Source organism: Deltaproteobacteria bacterium (assembly GCA_020848905.1).
Taxonomy (GTDB): Bacteria; Myxococcota_A; Polyangia.
Genome location: JADLHG010000017.1, coordinates 1 through 14100 on the forward strand (window position 1 = coordinate 1; position 14100 = coordinate 14100).

The following is a 14100-nucleotide window of genomic DNA, read 5'->3' on the forward strand; positions in this document are numbered from 1 at the left end:
CTCGAGCCGATCGGATGGACATCCCCAGCGGAGTATGAGAAGGCCTACTACCTGAGTCACAGCACCTCCGAGAAGGCCGCGTGACTCACGCAACCGAGCCTCCGGAGAACCCGGGGCGGTTCACTTGTCCGTTGCGTAGTCATAGTCAATCTTGTTTCTATCCGCGTCCCCCTCCGAGGAGAGGGACGACTCGCCGTTGGTCCCGGCCTCGGTGCTATCGCGGTTTCTATCCGCGTCCCCCTCCGAGGAGAGGGACGACGCGTCGTCCACCATGTCCTCGAGGTCCTGCGTGTTTCTATCCGCGTCCCCCTCCGAGGAGAGGGACGACCCGCGTCAGCGTCCTCAGGCCTCTTCCATCCGAGTTTCTATCCGCGTCCCCCTCCGAGGAGAGGGACGACTTCGGCCGCCTCGACCATCCGCCCCTTGATCTTGTTTCTATCCGCGTCCCCCTCCGAGGAGAGGGACGACACCGCCCATCTTATCACGCTGATTACAAAGGTCTTCTATTGGCCTAATCGCGAACCCATCCGGCTCAGCTGACCTGAGCCGAGACAAGGCCACGCCTCGGACAACTAGCCGTTCAAGATGTCGCGAGCCTAGCGCTGTCCGCGAACCACAGAGGGAGCCCTCGATCAATGGGGGTTCGCGGTTGGTCACAGGATGAGGGGGCCTTCCATGTCGCGAGATTGGTCGCGGCCGTGATGTTCGATTCGCCGTGGGCCGTCCTCACCGAGGAAGTAGAAACGCAAGCTGTCCTGGCTCACGTCGTACTCGCGGAGCAGACGCCCTCGAAACTCCGCCCACGTCCCATCGTCGACCTGCGCCTCGAATACCGATTTTTGCACGCGTTGTCCATAGGACTCGCAGGTCTTCGCGACGCGCCGAAGGCGGCGACGCCCATCCGAGGACTCGGTGTTCACGTCATAGGTGATGAGCACCCACACGGTCAGCTCAGCAGAAACGGGGGGTAGGCGTCCAGATCGCCGCGGAGATGGCGCGCAAGCAGCCGCGCCTGCAGATGGCAGAGAATGCCGTACGTGGTTGTCTCCTGGGTGAACGGGTGGACGATCTCCTCGCGCTTGCGTTCCTGATACTCGGTGAGTACCACGCGGCGTCCCTCGGCCGTCAGCAGCACCGCGCCGCTGGCCTGGCGCTCGACATGCTTTGCTTGGAGTTGTCGACGATTCACCAGCGCGAAGAGAACCCGATCGGCCAGCACGGGGCGCATCTCCTCCATGAGGTCGAGCGCGAGTGCAGGTCGCCCGGGCTTCTCCGCATGCAAAAACCCGACCTGGGGGTCGAGACCTGCGGCCTGGGCCGCGCTTCCGCAGTCGACCGCCAGCACGGAATAGAGAAAGCTCAATACTGCATTCGCGCCGTCCATCGGAGGGCGACTCGAGCGCGACGTCCAGCCGAAGGCCTCCTCGCCGCGGAGCAGCGCTGGAAAGCAGCCGAAGTAGGTGGCAGCAGCTGCACCCTCGAAGCCGCGCAGTTCGTCGAGCTCCATCGCCCTGCGAATCGACCCGAGCAGCGCGGTCAGATGGTCTGCCGCGCGCGCGAAGGACTTCGCGCGGTCGGGTTCCGCGCCGTCCCTCGCCGCACGGCGAAGGTGTGACCGGCAGTTGCACACCTTCCCCAGCACGAAGGTTCTTGCGAGCTCCAGCGTCTCGAGCACGTTGTCAGCGATGCGATACTGCGCCCGTCGCAGGAGGACGTTCCCGTTCTGAGGCCCGACCACGCGCGCTAGGTAGCGGCCTTCCTCCGTCAGAAACACCAGGCCGATGTCCTCTTCGGCGCAGGCATGCATGAGCCATGGGCTCACCGACATGGGACCAAAGCAGACAATGGACTGCAGGTGGTGTCGCGGGATCCGGACAGGTTCGTGCCCCTCGCGCACGACCTCCACCGCGGCGTCTCGTTTGTGCACGTATGCGCCGGCGGTGGTGAGGTAGAGGACGTTGTGGTGTTGCCTCATAGGAGGCCCTCATCAAGGTAGCGCCGCGCAGAGAACCCCGTGCACGTGACGTGGGGCTGGCACACCGCCGCCAGACTGCACGATCGGCAATGCGGCTTCTCGATCGCGGCGGGTGCTCGCGGGTTCGCGAGGGCGTTCCGCGCCTCAGAGACAAGGGCTTCGACACTCGCTCGCAGCCGGGCGTCGATCGTGATGGCCTCGCGACGCCGGCTCTCCTGGTGATACACGTAGCCGAGGGGAATCTGCAGGTTCAGCATCTCCTCGAGGCAGAGCGCCTGCAGACACATCTGGGCATGCTCGCACGCCCGCTTGGTGCGTCGACCGCGCTTGTACTCCACCGGGCTCACCCCGCCCGGGGATAGCTCCACTACGTCGGCCACGCCGTAGACGCCCAAGCGATGCGAGACCAGCTTTAACCCGCGGGCGAGCTGCGTCTCCCCTCGCCACTCGTCGTCGGCTTCGTGCACACGCTGGTGCCCGAGTTGCCCTTCGATGGTGAAGCGGTTCTCGACGAAAACGCGCTCCACGTGTACGAGATAGGCCTGTCGCGGGCAGAACTGGAACTTCTCCAGGATCGCGATGGGCAGGTAGTCGGCTTCGTCCATCCCGTTTGGCTCCCGCGCTAGTCGAACAGGCGGCAGTAGTCTTCTGGCTGGCAGAGATCGAACATCCTCACGCCGTCGGGCAATCCGTCGCGCCGCACCTCGACCGCGTAGTCGTTGAAGGACCTCGGCGGCTTCATCACATCGATGCGTCGAAGGTTGAGGCGTTCGAAGAGTTGATGCGCGCGCGCGTTCCCGAGAGCACTCGCGTGCTCAAAGACGATCAGACTTCGCGTCGCCATCAGGCCGCGGGCGGCGGAGCGGTCGAGCTCCCACATCTGCAGGAGCGCATCGCAGAGCACCTTGAAGTCTTCTGCGGAGAAACCAGTCTGGTTGGCGAGCATAGGGCTGACGAACCACTGACTACGGTACACACCGTACGGGAGGATGTTCTTGCGGCCCATCTCACGGTCTTTCTTCGCCCGGTCCTCATCCTTGGTAACCATGCCACGGGTGATCGACAGATCGAGGGTGAGCACGGGGTCCACGCTGCGCGCAAAAGTGCACTGCACCGGGCCACGGACCTGACCCGCGTTCAGCCCCGTGCTCAGCACAGCGCCGAATGTGCGGACGTCGAAGCGTGAGGCGCAGAGCAGCTTCTGTGCGGGGGCGCCATAGGTCTTCGTGAAATCCTTGAAGAGTTTCTTCAGGGCGTCGCTGTTCTTTGCCTTCGGCGCGCGCTTGCCTGTCGCCTTCTCGGTGCCGTCTCCCGTTTCTGCCGGATCCGCGTCGTCACCCTCGTCGGCGGCCTGGACGACAGCGGGCATTCCCCCTAGAGCGTCGAGTTTCGCTCGGTCCTCGGCACTCAAGCTCAAATGGAAGGCTTGGGCGATCTGGCTGTTGATCGTGGCGTGGCCGTACATGGGGAGGCCCGTGTGTCCGAGCAGCAGGTCGAAGCCGGGCGCGGCCGAGCCATCGCTGGCGCGGCTCAGATAGACCCAGTCTCGAACCTTTCGCTTCTGACAAACGTCGCTGACGAGCCCGTGCAGCGTCTCGGGATCAACGCGCGGCATGTTGCCGGCGTCTGGGTCGCCATTCGGGTTGCCGTCCTGGCAATCGAAGACGAGTTGCATATCGTAGCGGTGCGTCAGGGGTGCCATGGTCGGTCTCCTGGAATGGGCTAGGGATGGGCCGAGGCGGCCAGGGTGGCGGTGTCGCTCGCGGGCTGGGGCTTGGACCAGAGTTCCGCGCGTTGGTGGTGATACCCGAGGATGAAGGTCCCCTGGTCTACAAGGGACAGCGTGCGAGGCAGCGGAGCCGAGACGCGTAGCAAAATACTGTCGATGAGCTTCTCGAGGTTCACCTGGCGCCCACGGTTCACTCCTCCGATCTTCTCGCGATGGTGGTGACTCAGCTTGAACAGCCGCGGCAGAACAAGGGCCGGAGCCGCCATGGCGGTGCCCAGGAAGCGGTCGGCGATGCCGGCCTTGGCGTTTGTCGCCTCCTGCTGAGTCTTCTCCAGCACGGCGAAGGCGCGGCCGAGTTGGTATGCGGGTGACGGGTGGTCGATGTCGAGCGCCATGCTGATCTCCTTCATGCATCGAGGGTCGTTTCGGAAAGTGCGGTTGATCACGGCCTTGATCAGCGCCACGCGTCGGGTGGAGACGGCGGTATCCCCTCGGCTAGGGTCGTGATCGTGGGTGCGAATGCGACGGAGCAGGCTTGCCAGTAGCTCTGGCGGCAGCGGGCGACGCTGGTCAAGCGCCGCGAGATACAGTCGTGCCGCGAGGTCGGGGGCCGGGCTCGAAGCTGTAGACTTCTGCGAGAGGGTTCCGTCGAGGAGATGGCGCAGACCTCGCGGTGGCCGCTCGCCTTCGCGGGCTGGGGCGATATTGAGATCGTCGAAGAATTGACGAACGCTGTTCGCGACGGATCCCACCGTGTGCAGCTCAGCTGTGCGGAGCACTACGCGGCTTTTCTCGCGCGTCAGGACGAGCGTGAAGAGGGGGGTGGCATCGTCCAGAATGGCTGCCCGCCCCACGAACGGGGCGGCATAGGTCCCGCGGACGGCGTCCGGGGCGATGTCGTTTCTCGTCTCGAAGAAGGTGGCAAGGAAGGGGTCGTCCAGGGGATCGGGTGCGCCCTGGGCCGTGACGGACCAGAAGAGGACGGTGGTGTTCTCTGTGAGTAGGAGACTGCGGCGGGCACGAGCCCCTTTTCGGTCCAGCAGCCGCTGCAAGGCGGCCACGTAGGCGTTTGCGGCGTGCGCGGACATGGGGGCGATCTCGGCCTTGGTGCGACGTTGATGCAGAAATGCCGGGTTGTTGAAGCTGAGCAGCGGGACGGGACCCGTGTCGCCCGCAAGGGTCACCCCCTTGTGAAGTGCGACTGGCTTGCACCAGCGACCTGTCACGAGGCACATCTCTGTCGGTTCGTCATCGTCGGCAGCCGATTGTGCTAGGCATTTCCGGACCAGCGGCCGCTCGCTCACGAGCGCGGGCTGACCAGTCTCCTGGTGTGTGAAGGCGAAGAGGTGGTTCGATTTCCACCGCCTCGGCACACGGACCGTGCGAGTCTGCGCGTGCGGCACCGCTGCTGGGAGAACGTCGCCTCCGCTGGCGAATATGGCTTCGAGTGCCCCGGGGTCCGCGAGGATCCGTCGTTGCGCGCGCTCCTGCGCAAGTGCACCCGCGTCACCTGTCGCCGTCGCTATTCTCGCCGTCTGCTCGATGGACGCCCGGGCGCACAGCTCTAGCTTCGCCCTTTGCGACGGGCCGTCAGCCTCGCCGAGGGCGAACAGATACCTGGCGTTGTCTACGAGAAGATCGGCCTTGACGCCGGATGTTCGGCCGGGCTGCCGCTTCGGGATGGAAAAGCGCGGAAAGGACTCCCTAGGTTCGCCAGGTATCTTCGTCCCAGTGTATGTCACGGACAGGATGGTCCCCTCCCGGTCAATATCGATCAGCCACTGGACCTCCTTCTCCTCATAGGCGGGATCGTCGGTGAGTCCTTCTTGCTCAGCCAGGGCGACGAGGCTCTGCAGGATCATCTATAGGCCTCCGGAATCGTCGTGAGCACGTCGGCACGGCTTGGGACCTTCACGATGCCGTCGACGAGGCGCGCGTCGAAGTAGAGAGGGCGCGGGACCTTGCCCTTCTCCCACTCCCTGTGGCGCGCCGGCGTCGTCGGATAGCGGAAGTCGTAGAGCATCAGGCCGTGGGCCATGCTGATGGGAATGGGCCGCTCGGTGCCGTCCGGTAGTCGTACGTCGGCGGCGAACTCACGACACCCGAGGTACGGTTGGTGGAATTGCTGTCCGCGTTCCAGTCGGCGTGTGAAACAGGCCAGGTACTTGCCGTGGTTGTCGTCGGAGCCGTCTGCGGGGATGTCGTGGTTCAGGTAGAGCTCCGCGGTGATCTGGTAATCCACGTCGACGAGCGCAAGGGTGTTGCGCTGCTGGCGCTCCTTGTCGGCCTGGATTCGACGGACCTGGCCGAAGGGACCGACGGAGGCGGTGATACCGACCTCGTTGCGGCGGAAGCTGGTAAAGCGGATGGGGGCGAGGAGGCAGATCTCGCGGACCTCGTAGCGGATGCGCGGCTTCCAGAAGACAGCCTCGAAGATTGCCCGTGCTGCGGACGGCGTGATCCACGGATAGCTCGCGCGTTCGACGGAGAACTCGGGTCGACTGAAGCATGCGAGAGGCCCCGAGGCACGCAGCGTCACGAGTGGTGGTCGCTCAGCCATGGCCAGCTCCTTGTGGGTAGTGGTCCTGCGGGTCGGGGGCCAATGCCTTCATAGGACGAGATCCTCCGGTTTGAGGCTGGGCGTATCGAGATAGTCGAGACCGAGGCGGTCGTCGTAGAGGGTTGGGAAGGTCTCGAGGGCCAGGATGGGGAGTGCGAAGTCCTTCGGCATGGCTACGATGCCCTCACCGAGCCATTCCCCGACGAGGCGTCGTTCGACGTTCACAGTTGCGCGCCGGATGCGCCTCAGCGCATCTCCATCGGTGTATCCATGACGCAGGCGATCGATGTCGCGCCGCACCCTTTCGGGTAGTCCCAGCCATGGGACGATCACCGGGATCTGCCAGCCGCTCTCGATCAGTCGATAGCGGGCGGCGATTTCTGGGAAATCGCTGTGCGCGCCGGAACGGAGGCCGGTGAGCCCACGCGCATCCGTGTCCGAGAGGTCGTAGAGCGCCTCGTAGAAGCGCCGATAGAGCGCCGGATCGTCGAGGTTTGGAACGCCGGCGCTCGCCAGCTTCCGCGTGACGGCGAGGGCTAGTTCGAGCACACCGCGCGGAGGTGGAGTCGGGGCGACGAAGATGCGGAATTCACCCTTGGCCCGGAGCCGGCCCTCGCGGTTGCACCGTCCAGCCGCCTGCGCGAGCGAGTCCACCCCGGCGAGAGCCCGGTAGACGACGGGAAAGTCCAGGTCCACACCCGCCTCGACGACCTGGGTTGCGACGACGCGACATGGTTCGGCGCGACTCAGGCGGCCCTTGATATCGGCAATGACCCGCGAGCGATGGGCGGGGAGCATCGAGGCCGAGAGGTGGAGGGCATCGTTACCGAGCAATCGAGCCAGGTCACGCGCATCTCTTCGGCGGTGGGTCACGATCAAGACCTGTCGCTCCCCACCAGCCTCGCTGGCGAGGCTTTCGTAAGAGGTGGGAACCGCCAGGTCGGTCGGCCATCGCACGCGCACGCGAGAGAGCCGCGTGAAGCTCTGAGCAGCGTCGGGGACGATGGAGCGGATGTTGCCCAACCTCTCGTGAGTCAGCCTCCCAGTGAGCGCGCTTTCACATCGCCCGAGCGCGGGTTGGGTGGCCGTACAGGCCACCACGGAACAGCCGAAACCGGCGACGAGGGTGCGGAGCGTGTCGAGCGTCGCGTCGAGGAGGTGCGGGGGAAGGGTCTGCACCTCGTCCAGGATGATCACGCTCTGTGCGATGTTGTGGAGCTTCCGGCAGCGCATGGCCCTGTTGGCGTGAAGGGACTCGAGGAGCTGGACGCTGGTGGTGATGATGACGGGGCTATTCCAGTTCTCGGTCAGCAACTTCTGGCGGCGCAGGCTCGCGCTGGGCATCGATTGTCCCGGCCGTGATAGGTTGTCGTCCTCCTCCCAGGCACTGTGGTGCTCGAGCACGTTCTCCGGACCCAGGACGTCGGCGTAGACGGCGGCGTTCTGTTCGATGATCGACGTGTAGGGCAGCGTGACGATCACGCGCCTTAGGCGATGTTCGCGCGCGTGGGCCAGGGCGAAGAGCATGGCGGAGAGCGTCTTGCCACCGCCAGTCGGCACGCAGAGGTCGAAGACCCCGGGGGGCTGCGTTGCACCACGGCGGCACGCGCCTAGTACGACTCGGCGCTCGCGGTTGACGGCCGTATCGGGCGCCCGCGCGGAGAGCACGGCCATGTGGTTGTCGAGTCGGGCGAGCAGCACGGGGATGCTGGCTTGCTGGTTTACGAGGTTGCGTCGCTGCGCTGGTTCAGCAGGGGCGTAGTAGGCGCTCGTGTCCGCATAGTCGCCGTCCACGAGGGCGCTGAACAGGAAACGCGCGAGCAACTCCATGTAGAGTTGGCGGTCCGTGGCATTCATCCGCCTGAGGATCGTGGTGGCCTCCGGGGGGACCCCGATGGACGGTGGGGCCAGAAGATCGGGAGGGACCTTCCCCGAAAGAGCTTCGTCGAGCTCCTGCTGGGCCTCGGAAAGGTGAGACGTTGCCGGTCGATCCCCGGACGCCCAGGCCGGGAGGCCACCGTGATGTCCGGCAATGCAGAGTGCGATGAGCTGCGCCGCGGCCTTGTGCGGGAGCGAGACCGCGTGCGCTGCCCCGGCCCACTTGTGGCTCGCCGAGGGGAGCTCGCCCCTCAGATAACGCTGGAACGCGTTACGGTACTTGCCCAGATCGTGCCAGAGGCCGGCGAGCCGCCCCCACTCCTCGAAGCCGAAGGCGGATGCGGCCTGGCCAGCGAGGCGAGCGACCTCCTCAAGGTGCTCGCCCAACGGGTGGGCCTGGTCCCAGCTCTCGTCGGGACGGGGACTGTGCGCCCAAGGACCGCTGTCGCTGGCCTGTCGAGAAGGACGATGCACCACGCTGCACTCCCCCTGAGGTCTGCGGCGGGGGTCCATTGTAGGACCAGACGCACGGCGGGGGAGAAATCTGACGCCCTTTTCTTTGGAAAAGTGCTCCTCGGATCAGGAGCGGCCCTTCCTGGCCGGTCTTACCGCTCGAGCGAAACCTGGAGCGGGATCCATTCCGGCAGGGCGGCGGGGAAGCCGGACGCGCTGTAGAGGATGCCTGCGCCGGTCTCCGAGGCGTGTAGCTCGTGGCCGCCGATGCGCACGCTCGCGCTCTCGAGATCGCCCGCGCTGAAGTCGGGCTCGCCGAACAGGGTCTGGCGCGCCTCGCGGAACCAGAGCTCGGCCGGCCAGGAGGCGGCACGCTCGGTGGAGCCGGTCAGGTCGCGCGGCGAGATGGCCAGCCCCAGACGGCTCCCCTGGACGCAGTACTTGAAGGTGTGCGTCTCGAGGAGCCCTGCCAGCGCGTCGAAGGCCCCGGAGGGACCGCTCGGGGCGCTGATCGTGCAGCGCCGCGTGTCGCGATTGATCGATAGCGCGCAGCGTCCCGTCGCGAACAGGTTGCCCACCTGCGAACGCGGGGTCAGGTCGATCACGATCTGGTCGAACTTGAAGGCCCCGGCGCGGCACTCCGCCAGGATCTTGCCGACGGGATTCTCGGCGCGGAACCGCTGGCCGTGCAGCCAGGCCTCTCCTTCGCCGGCGCCACGCGCGTGGGCAGCGCCGCTCAGGCCGAGCAACAGGCCGCACACGAGGCCCAGGTGTCCTGTCCGTTGCCGATACATGGGAGCTTCTCCTTTGCGCCGCGGCGGCGTGCCGGGCTGACGGAGGCGTGAGAGTGCACCGCATGTGCCATTGCGTGCGCACGTGCTTCCGTGAGCTTGGAGGACGGCGGGTAGAGAGCTGGGGACGGCGCGTTGCAGCGCCCGACGCCGGTGCCGGCGCCTCGCGTTGCGATGGGGCGGGTACGCCTCCTGGAGGGCGTGGCGAAGCCGCGCGGGTGGCCGCGGGCGCTGTCACCTGGCCACTCCAACCCCGCTCCCCGGGGAGGGAAGGCGCGGGGCACCCCGCCGCGACACGACAGGGGATTAGGGCCGTCGGCGTGCCCGATCCACCCGGCGGGAGTTGGCCTGCTCCGTGCAACCGGGCCGTCCGTTCAGCTCAGGAGCGTCTCATGGCCTCGCGTCGTCGCGTTGCAGGCTCTGCCGTCGTCGTGCTCGTCTCGGTCGTGGCCACGAGTGGCGCGTGGGCGAAGAGCGCCGACGCGCCCCCTGCCGGCCAGAAGCCCGCCCGCGGTCCCGGCCTCGTCGCGCGTATCCAGCAGACGCGACAGGCGATCCAGAAGGTTCGCGCGAACCTCGATCAGGCCGACCCGGAGACCTCCACCTCGCTCGGCATCTTTCGCCTCTTCACCACGCATGCCTTTCGCGTGGAGAAGGTGAACTACGGACTCCTCGGGTCCTCCCCCATCCCGCGCGATCTGCCGCTCGCCGTCGGGATCTACGCCGAGGCCTCGCGTCAGGGGCTTGCGGCGTGGAAGGCGGCCCATCAAGCCAAGGCCGACCTCGCGATGCTCGAGACGGCCGGCGGTCCGCTCGCGGCCTTCATGATCAACTGGTCCGGGCAGCGCGACCGCGTCGGCCAGGTGCAGAAGCGCATCACGGAGAGCATGTGGAAGGCTACGGGCGCGAGCTGGCTCGGGACGCTCATGAACTACGTGCACTGGGCGAGGAAGCTCAACTCCCAGGTCACGGAGCGGGAGGCGCTGGCGTACTTCCTCTACGACGTCATGTCGGTGCCCACGCCGCAGGACGTGGCCGTGCTCACCCGGCGCGCCGTCGAGACCGAGCTGGTCGCCGCCGTGCAGAACTGGGTCAGCCCGATGAAGGAGATCCATCCGCCCATGAACGTGTACGTGGATCGCGGCTACGTCGACGCCCTCCCCAGGGTGACGACCCCGTTCGAAGCGCACGTCTTCACCGACCCCGTGACGCACGCGGAGAACAGCTACACCGCGCGCTGGGGCCGGGCCGTGGAAAAGGCGGCTGCAGTGCAGGAGGCCGACGATCGGGCGACCCTTCAGCGGCTGGCCCAGGAGCGGGCCGCGCGCCGGTAGTGTCAGGGGAAGGACTCGATCCTCTAGCTACACCGCGCCGAGGACCACTGCGATCCCCTGACCGCCGCCGATGCAGGCCGAGCCCACGGCGTAGCGGCCGTTGCGGCGGGCGAGCTCGTAGCAGAGGTGCGTGGTGATGCGGGCGCCCGAGGCGCCGAGCGGATGGCCGAGCGCGATGGCCCCGCCGTTCACGTTCGTCTTCTCGCGCGGCAGGCCGAGCTCCTTCTCCACCGCGAGGTATTGCGGCGCGAAGGCCTCGTTCACCTCGAAGAGGTCGATCCCGCCGAGCTCGAGGCCCGCGCGGTCGAGCGCGATGCGGATCGCCGGCGCCGGACCGATGCCCATGATCGAGGGGTCCACGCCCGCCACGCCCCACTGCACGAGGCGCGCGAGGGGCTTCAGGCCGTGCTTCTTCACCGCGTCCCCGGAGGCGACGATCAGCGCCGCGGCGCCGTCGCAGATCCCCGAGGCGTTGCCGGCCGTCACGCGGCCGTCCTTCTTGAAGACCGGCCGCAGCTTGGCCATGCTCTCGAGGCTGGCGTCGGGGCGCGGGTGCTCGTCCACGGCGAAGGTCACCGGGCCCTTCTTGCCGGCCAGCTCGAGCGGCGCGATCTCGTCCTTGAACCGGCCCGCCTCGTTCGCTGCGGCCCAGCCCTTCTGCGAGCGGAGAGCGAGCTCGTCGCAGGCCTCGCGGCTGATGCCGTACTTGTCGGCCAGGTTCTCGGCGGTGATGGCCATCGGCGCGTTGCAGTAGCTGTCGGTGAGCGCGGCCCAGAGGGAGTCCTGCAGCTCGGGGCTCTTGCCGAAGGGCAGGCCCCAGCGCACCCCCTGCACCACGTGCGGCGCCTGGGACATGTTCTCCGCGCCGCCCACGAGGCAGAGCTCCGCGTCGCCGAGGAGGATCTGCTCGGCGCCCGAGATGACGGCCTGGAAGCCCGAGCCGCAGAGGCGATTCACGGTGAGGGCCGGCGCCTTGTCCGGAACGCCGGCGCGCAGCCCCACGTGGCGCGCGTGATAGATCGCGTCCGGGGAGGTCTGCTGCACGTTGCCGAAGACGACCTGGTCGATCGCGTCGGGCTTCACGCCGGCTTGCGCGAGCGCAGCCTTCGCAGCCTCGACGCCGAGCGCGGTGGCGGATAGGTCCTTCAGCGCGCCGCCGAAGGTGCCGAAGGCGGTGCGCTTCGCAGCGACGATGAACAGCTCGCGGGGCAGAGTCTTCTTCATGGAACGCGCTCCTTTGTGCAGGTCCGGCAGGGTCTATCCCACGCGGCGCGGCGCCCGGCAACGCGAAATGGGCGGTGGCTCGCGGGCCAGCCAGAGGCGGCCGTCGGAGGGGGGGCCAGGGGGCCCCACGGGTGGCACCGCGTGGATCGCAAGCAGCGTGATTCCAGCCTCTTGCACAAGGGAACGGACGTTGCAGTGCCCCGGCCTCCGATGCACCTCGCGCGGCGCCGACCTGCGATCACGCTGGCCCTCCTCGGGGCACTCCTGCTCGTCAGCTCGTCGGCGCTGGCCCGCGGTTCCGTCGAGGCGAAGTCCTCGGGATGGCTCGGCTGGGCGCGCGCGAAGGTCACTCGGCTGCAGGAGGCGTGGAGGATGGCGGGCAAGATCCGCGCGGCCGAGGCCGGCCTCGCGTGGCTCCCCGAACCCCCCGCGCTGCGCATCCAGACGGTCAACGAGCGTCTGGCGCCGCTGCCCGTCGAGGCGGCGGGCCTGCCCAACGTGCCGCTCTTCCGCAGCTGGTTCCGTCGGGGCGAACCGCGCACCCTGAAGGCGGCGGCCACGCGCCTCGAGGCTCGACGCCAGGAGGTCATCGAGGGCGCGTTCCTCGCACTCGAGAAGCAGCTCGGGCGGGACCTGATTCCGATGCATGGGCCGGAGAAGCTCGGGCGACTGGGCGCGCTCGTCTTCGGCGACGGCGAGCGTCTGGCCGGCGGGGGGCTTGGGCCCGATGCGCTGGAGAGGGTGCAGCGCCTGCGTTCGCGAGCCTTGCCGCCGCTGCTGTCGGCGCAGCGTTACCAGCTCCAGACCACCGTCGCGGAGCTCGCGGCCTGGCGTCCGCTGCTCGAGGAGGCGGCGAAGCTTCCCGAGGGGGCGCCGATCCCGCAAGGTCTGCTGGCGCGCCTGCAGCGCCAGCGGATCGGCCACGAGGCCGCCTCCGCTCTGGCCTTCGGCCTCAAGCCAGCCGAGCTCCTCGGCGGCTACTGCGCAGTGCTCGTGGACCTCGCGCACCGCGAAAAGGCCGCCTATGCGGAGCTCGTCACGCACGCGCGGTCGCGGGGGCTCTGGTCCGTCGAGGCGGCGCAGGTCCACGGTGGCACCCTGAAGCTCCTCGGGCAGCTCGCCGCGGAGCGACGGGCCATCGCGCGCCTGGAGGCTCACTGGGGACCCTAGAGCGCCAAGCCGTGTTCTACACAGAAACACGTTGTTGCGTGATCAAACATGGTCGCATTGGCCGCGAGGCGCCCGGCGGGCAAGGTGACCATGTTTAACTGCCAGGTACCCTGCTCGTAGGAATCAGTCCCCGCACCTTCCACCCGGTCTTCAACAGCCAGGTTCGCGGTTCGCGCACCGGCGGGTCTCCGTCGGGGGGGAGCGGGGTGAGGTCCTTCCACCCATCGAAGTAGCGCGCCGAGCTGCACGCGTCCAGGTCGCGCCGCGGGACCCACTTGCCTCGCGCGCGTTCGTGCTTGCGTCGATTTTGAAGCACGTACGAGAGTGCCGCCTTCACCTCGCTCGGTGTCCTCAGGATGTGCTGATGGTACCGGTCCCGAAAGACCTGCCCCTTGCGGCCCACCGTGCGGTTCAGCGCGTGCGCCAGCCGGATCGCCAGCGCGCGCAGGCCTCGCATCAGCACCTCCCGGTCCTTGGCCTCCGTCACGAGGTGCAGGTGGTTCTTCTGGATCGAGTAGTGCGCGAGATTCATCCCGAAGCGCCCCGCCGACTTCACGAAGGCGTTTTCGATCGCCCGTAGCTGCTGCTTGCTCCGCAGGTTCGGTAGCCCCTCCACCACCTTCATCGTGACGTGCACAGGGAACCGGCTGGCCAAAAGCGGTCGCGCCCGATGCGGAAGCCCGCGCCCCGGCTGTTTCTTGCGCCCCGCACCCGTGCGCTTCCCACCCCAACGCGTCGCCTCCCGCATAGGCAACGGAAGCTGCTTCGCAGAACCCGCCGGCGAACGTGTGCCCGGAGACCGGTCACCTCCCGAGGAAGATTTGCATTTGTATGCCAACATGAATAAGGCCAATACTAGCATAACGCTGGTTTGACGTCAACTGATGTCCTTGCACGAACAACCGGGTATGGCCCTGATACATCCTTGACACTTCAGCCTCCAGAGATCCCTGACACTGGAGGCGAGTTGCCCACGGACATCCTTG

The 14100-nt window shown here is 67.2% G+C and carries 12 protein-coding genes and 1 CRISPR repeat array; of the genes, 2 read left to right on the forward strand and 10 right to left on the reverse strand.

Going from position 1 to position 14100, the window contains the following annotated elements; genetic code table 11:
• Positions 1–153 precede the first annotated feature (153 nt).
• Positions 154–468: direct repeats of the CRISPR family, unit length 37 nt; unit sequence GTTTCTATCCGCGTCCCCCTCCGAGGAGAGGGACGAC.
• Between the two features lie 185 nt (positions 469–653).
• The 8 genes from cas2 to IT371_07720 all read right to left on the reverse strand — a co-directional run bounded on the left by cas2 (position 654) and on the right by IT371_07720 (position 9389).
• Positions 654–944, reverse strand: a complete 291-nt coding sequence (cas2, locus tag IT371_07685; protein MCC6747520.1) for a CRISPR-associated endonuclease Cas2 — start codon at positions 942–944, stop codon at positions 654–656.
• 2 nt (positions 945–946) lie between these two features.
• Complete coding sequence (gene cas1c, locus IT371_07690; GenBank protein MCC6747521.1) at positions 947–1975, reverse strand: type I-C CRISPR-associated endonuclease Cas1; 1029 nt, start codon at positions 1973–1975, stop codon at positions 947–949.
• Positions 1972–2580, reverse strand: a complete 609-nt coding sequence (gene cas4, locus IT371_07695; protein ID MCC6747522.1) for a CRISPR-associated protein Cas4 — start codon at positions 2578–2580, stop codon at positions 1972–1974. Before cas4 ends, cas1c begins: the two co-directional genes overlap by 4 nt.
• Positions 2581–2597: 17 nt before the next feature.
• Positions 2598–3677, reverse strand: a complete 1080-nt coding sequence (gene cas7c, locus IT371_07700; protein ID MCC6747523.1) for a type I-C CRISPR-associated protein Cas7/Csd2 — start codon at positions 3675–3677, stop codon at positions 2598–2600.
• Between the two features lie 20 nt (positions 3678–3697).
• Positions 3698–5566 carry a type I-C CRISPR-associated protein Cas8c/Csd1 gene (gene cas8c, locus IT371_07705; protein ID MCC6747524.1) on the reverse strand — a complete coding sequence of 623 codons (1869 nt, stop codon included), beginning with the start codon at positions 5564–5566 and terminating at the stop codon, positions 3698–3700.
• Positions 5563–6264, reverse strand: a complete 702-nt coding sequence (cas5c, locus tag IT371_07710) for a type I-C CRISPR-associated protein Cas5 (GenBank protein MCC6747525.1) — start codon at positions 6262–6264, stop codon at positions 5563–5565. Before cas5c ends, cas8c begins: the two co-directional genes overlap by 4 nt.
• 48 nt (positions 6265–6312) lie before the next feature.
• Positions 6313–8529 (reverse strand): CRISPR-associated helicase Cas3', encoded by a 2217-nt coding sequence (cas3, locus tag IT371_07715; protein MCC6747526.1) that lies wholly within the window; start codon positions 8527–8529, stop codon positions 6313–6315.
• Between the two features lie 218 nt (positions 8530–8747).
• Positions 8748–9389: a hypothetical protein gene (locus tag IT371_07720; protein MCC6747527.1), complete on the reverse strand. Its 642-nt coding sequence runs from the start codon at positions 9387–9389 to the stop codon at positions 8748–8750.
• 389 nt (positions 9390–9778) lie between these two features.
• On the opposite strand from IT371_07720, the gene IT371_07725 reads away from it, so the two are divergent.
• On the forward strand, positions 9779–10720 hold the full coding sequence (locus tag IT371_07725) for a hypothetical protein (GenBank protein MCC6747528.1): 942 nt from the start codon (positions 9779–9781) through the stop codon (positions 10718–10720).
• Positions 10721–10747: 27 nt separating this feature from the next.
• On the opposite strand, the gene IT371_07730 is transcribed toward IT371_07725, so the two are convergent.
• A complete protein-coding gene (locus IT371_07730; protein MCC6747529.1) occupies positions 10748–11944 on the reverse strand; it encodes an acetyl-CoA C-acetyltransferase in 1197 nt (398 codons plus the stop codon).
• Between the two features lie 195 nt (positions 11945–12139).
• On the opposite strand from IT371_07730, the gene IT371_07735 reads away from it, so the two are divergent.
• Positions 12140–13114 (forward strand): hypothetical protein, encoded by a 975-nt coding sequence (locus tag IT371_07735; protein MCC6747530.1) that lies wholly within the window; start codon positions 12140–12142, stop codon positions 13112–13114.
• A gap of 94 nt (positions 13115–13208) precedes the next feature.
• Here IT371_07735 and IT371_07740 read toward each other — a convergent pair whose 3' ends face one another.
• Positions 13209–13751 (reverse strand): hypothetical protein, encoded by a 543-nt coding sequence (locus IT371_07740; GenBank protein ID MCC6747531.1) that lies wholly within the window; start codon positions 13749–13751, stop codon positions 13209–13211.
• Between the last annotated feature and the right edge of the window lie 349 nt (positions 13752–14100).

Bases quoted from the DNA above. Each gene is read 5' to 3' on its own strand.
- cas1c (MCC6747521.1), bottom strand. From the start codon at position 1,975: ATGAGGCAACACCACAACGTCCTCTACCTCACCACCGCCGGCGCATAC.
- cas4 (MCC6747522.1), bottom strand. From the start codon at position 2,580: ATGGACGAAGCCGACTACCTGCCCATCGCGATCCTGGAGAAGTTCCAG.
- cas7c (MCC6747523.1), bottom strand. From the start codon at position 3,677: ATGGCACCCCTGACGCACCGCTACGATATGCAACTCGTCTTCGATTGC.
- cas8c (MCC6747524.1), bottom strand. From the start codon at position 5,566: ATGATCCTGCAGAGCCTCGTCGCCCTGGCTGAGCAAGAAGGACTCACC.
- cas5c (MCC6747525.1), bottom strand. From the start codon at position 6,264: ATGGCTGAGCGACCACCACTCGTGACGCTGCGTGCCTCGGGGCCTCTC.
- IT371_07720 (MCC6747527.1), bottom strand. From the start codon at position 9,389: ATGTATCGGCAACGGACAGGACACCTGGGCCTCGTGTGCGGCCTGTTG.
- IT371_07725 (MCC6747528.1), top strand. From the start codon at position 9,779: ATGGCCTCGCGTCGTCGCGTTGCAGGCTCTGCCGTCGTCGTGCTCGTC.
- IT371_07730 (MCC6747529.1), bottom strand. From the start codon at position 11,944: ATGAAGAAGACTCTGCCCCGCGAGCTGTTCATCGTCGCTGCGAAGCGC.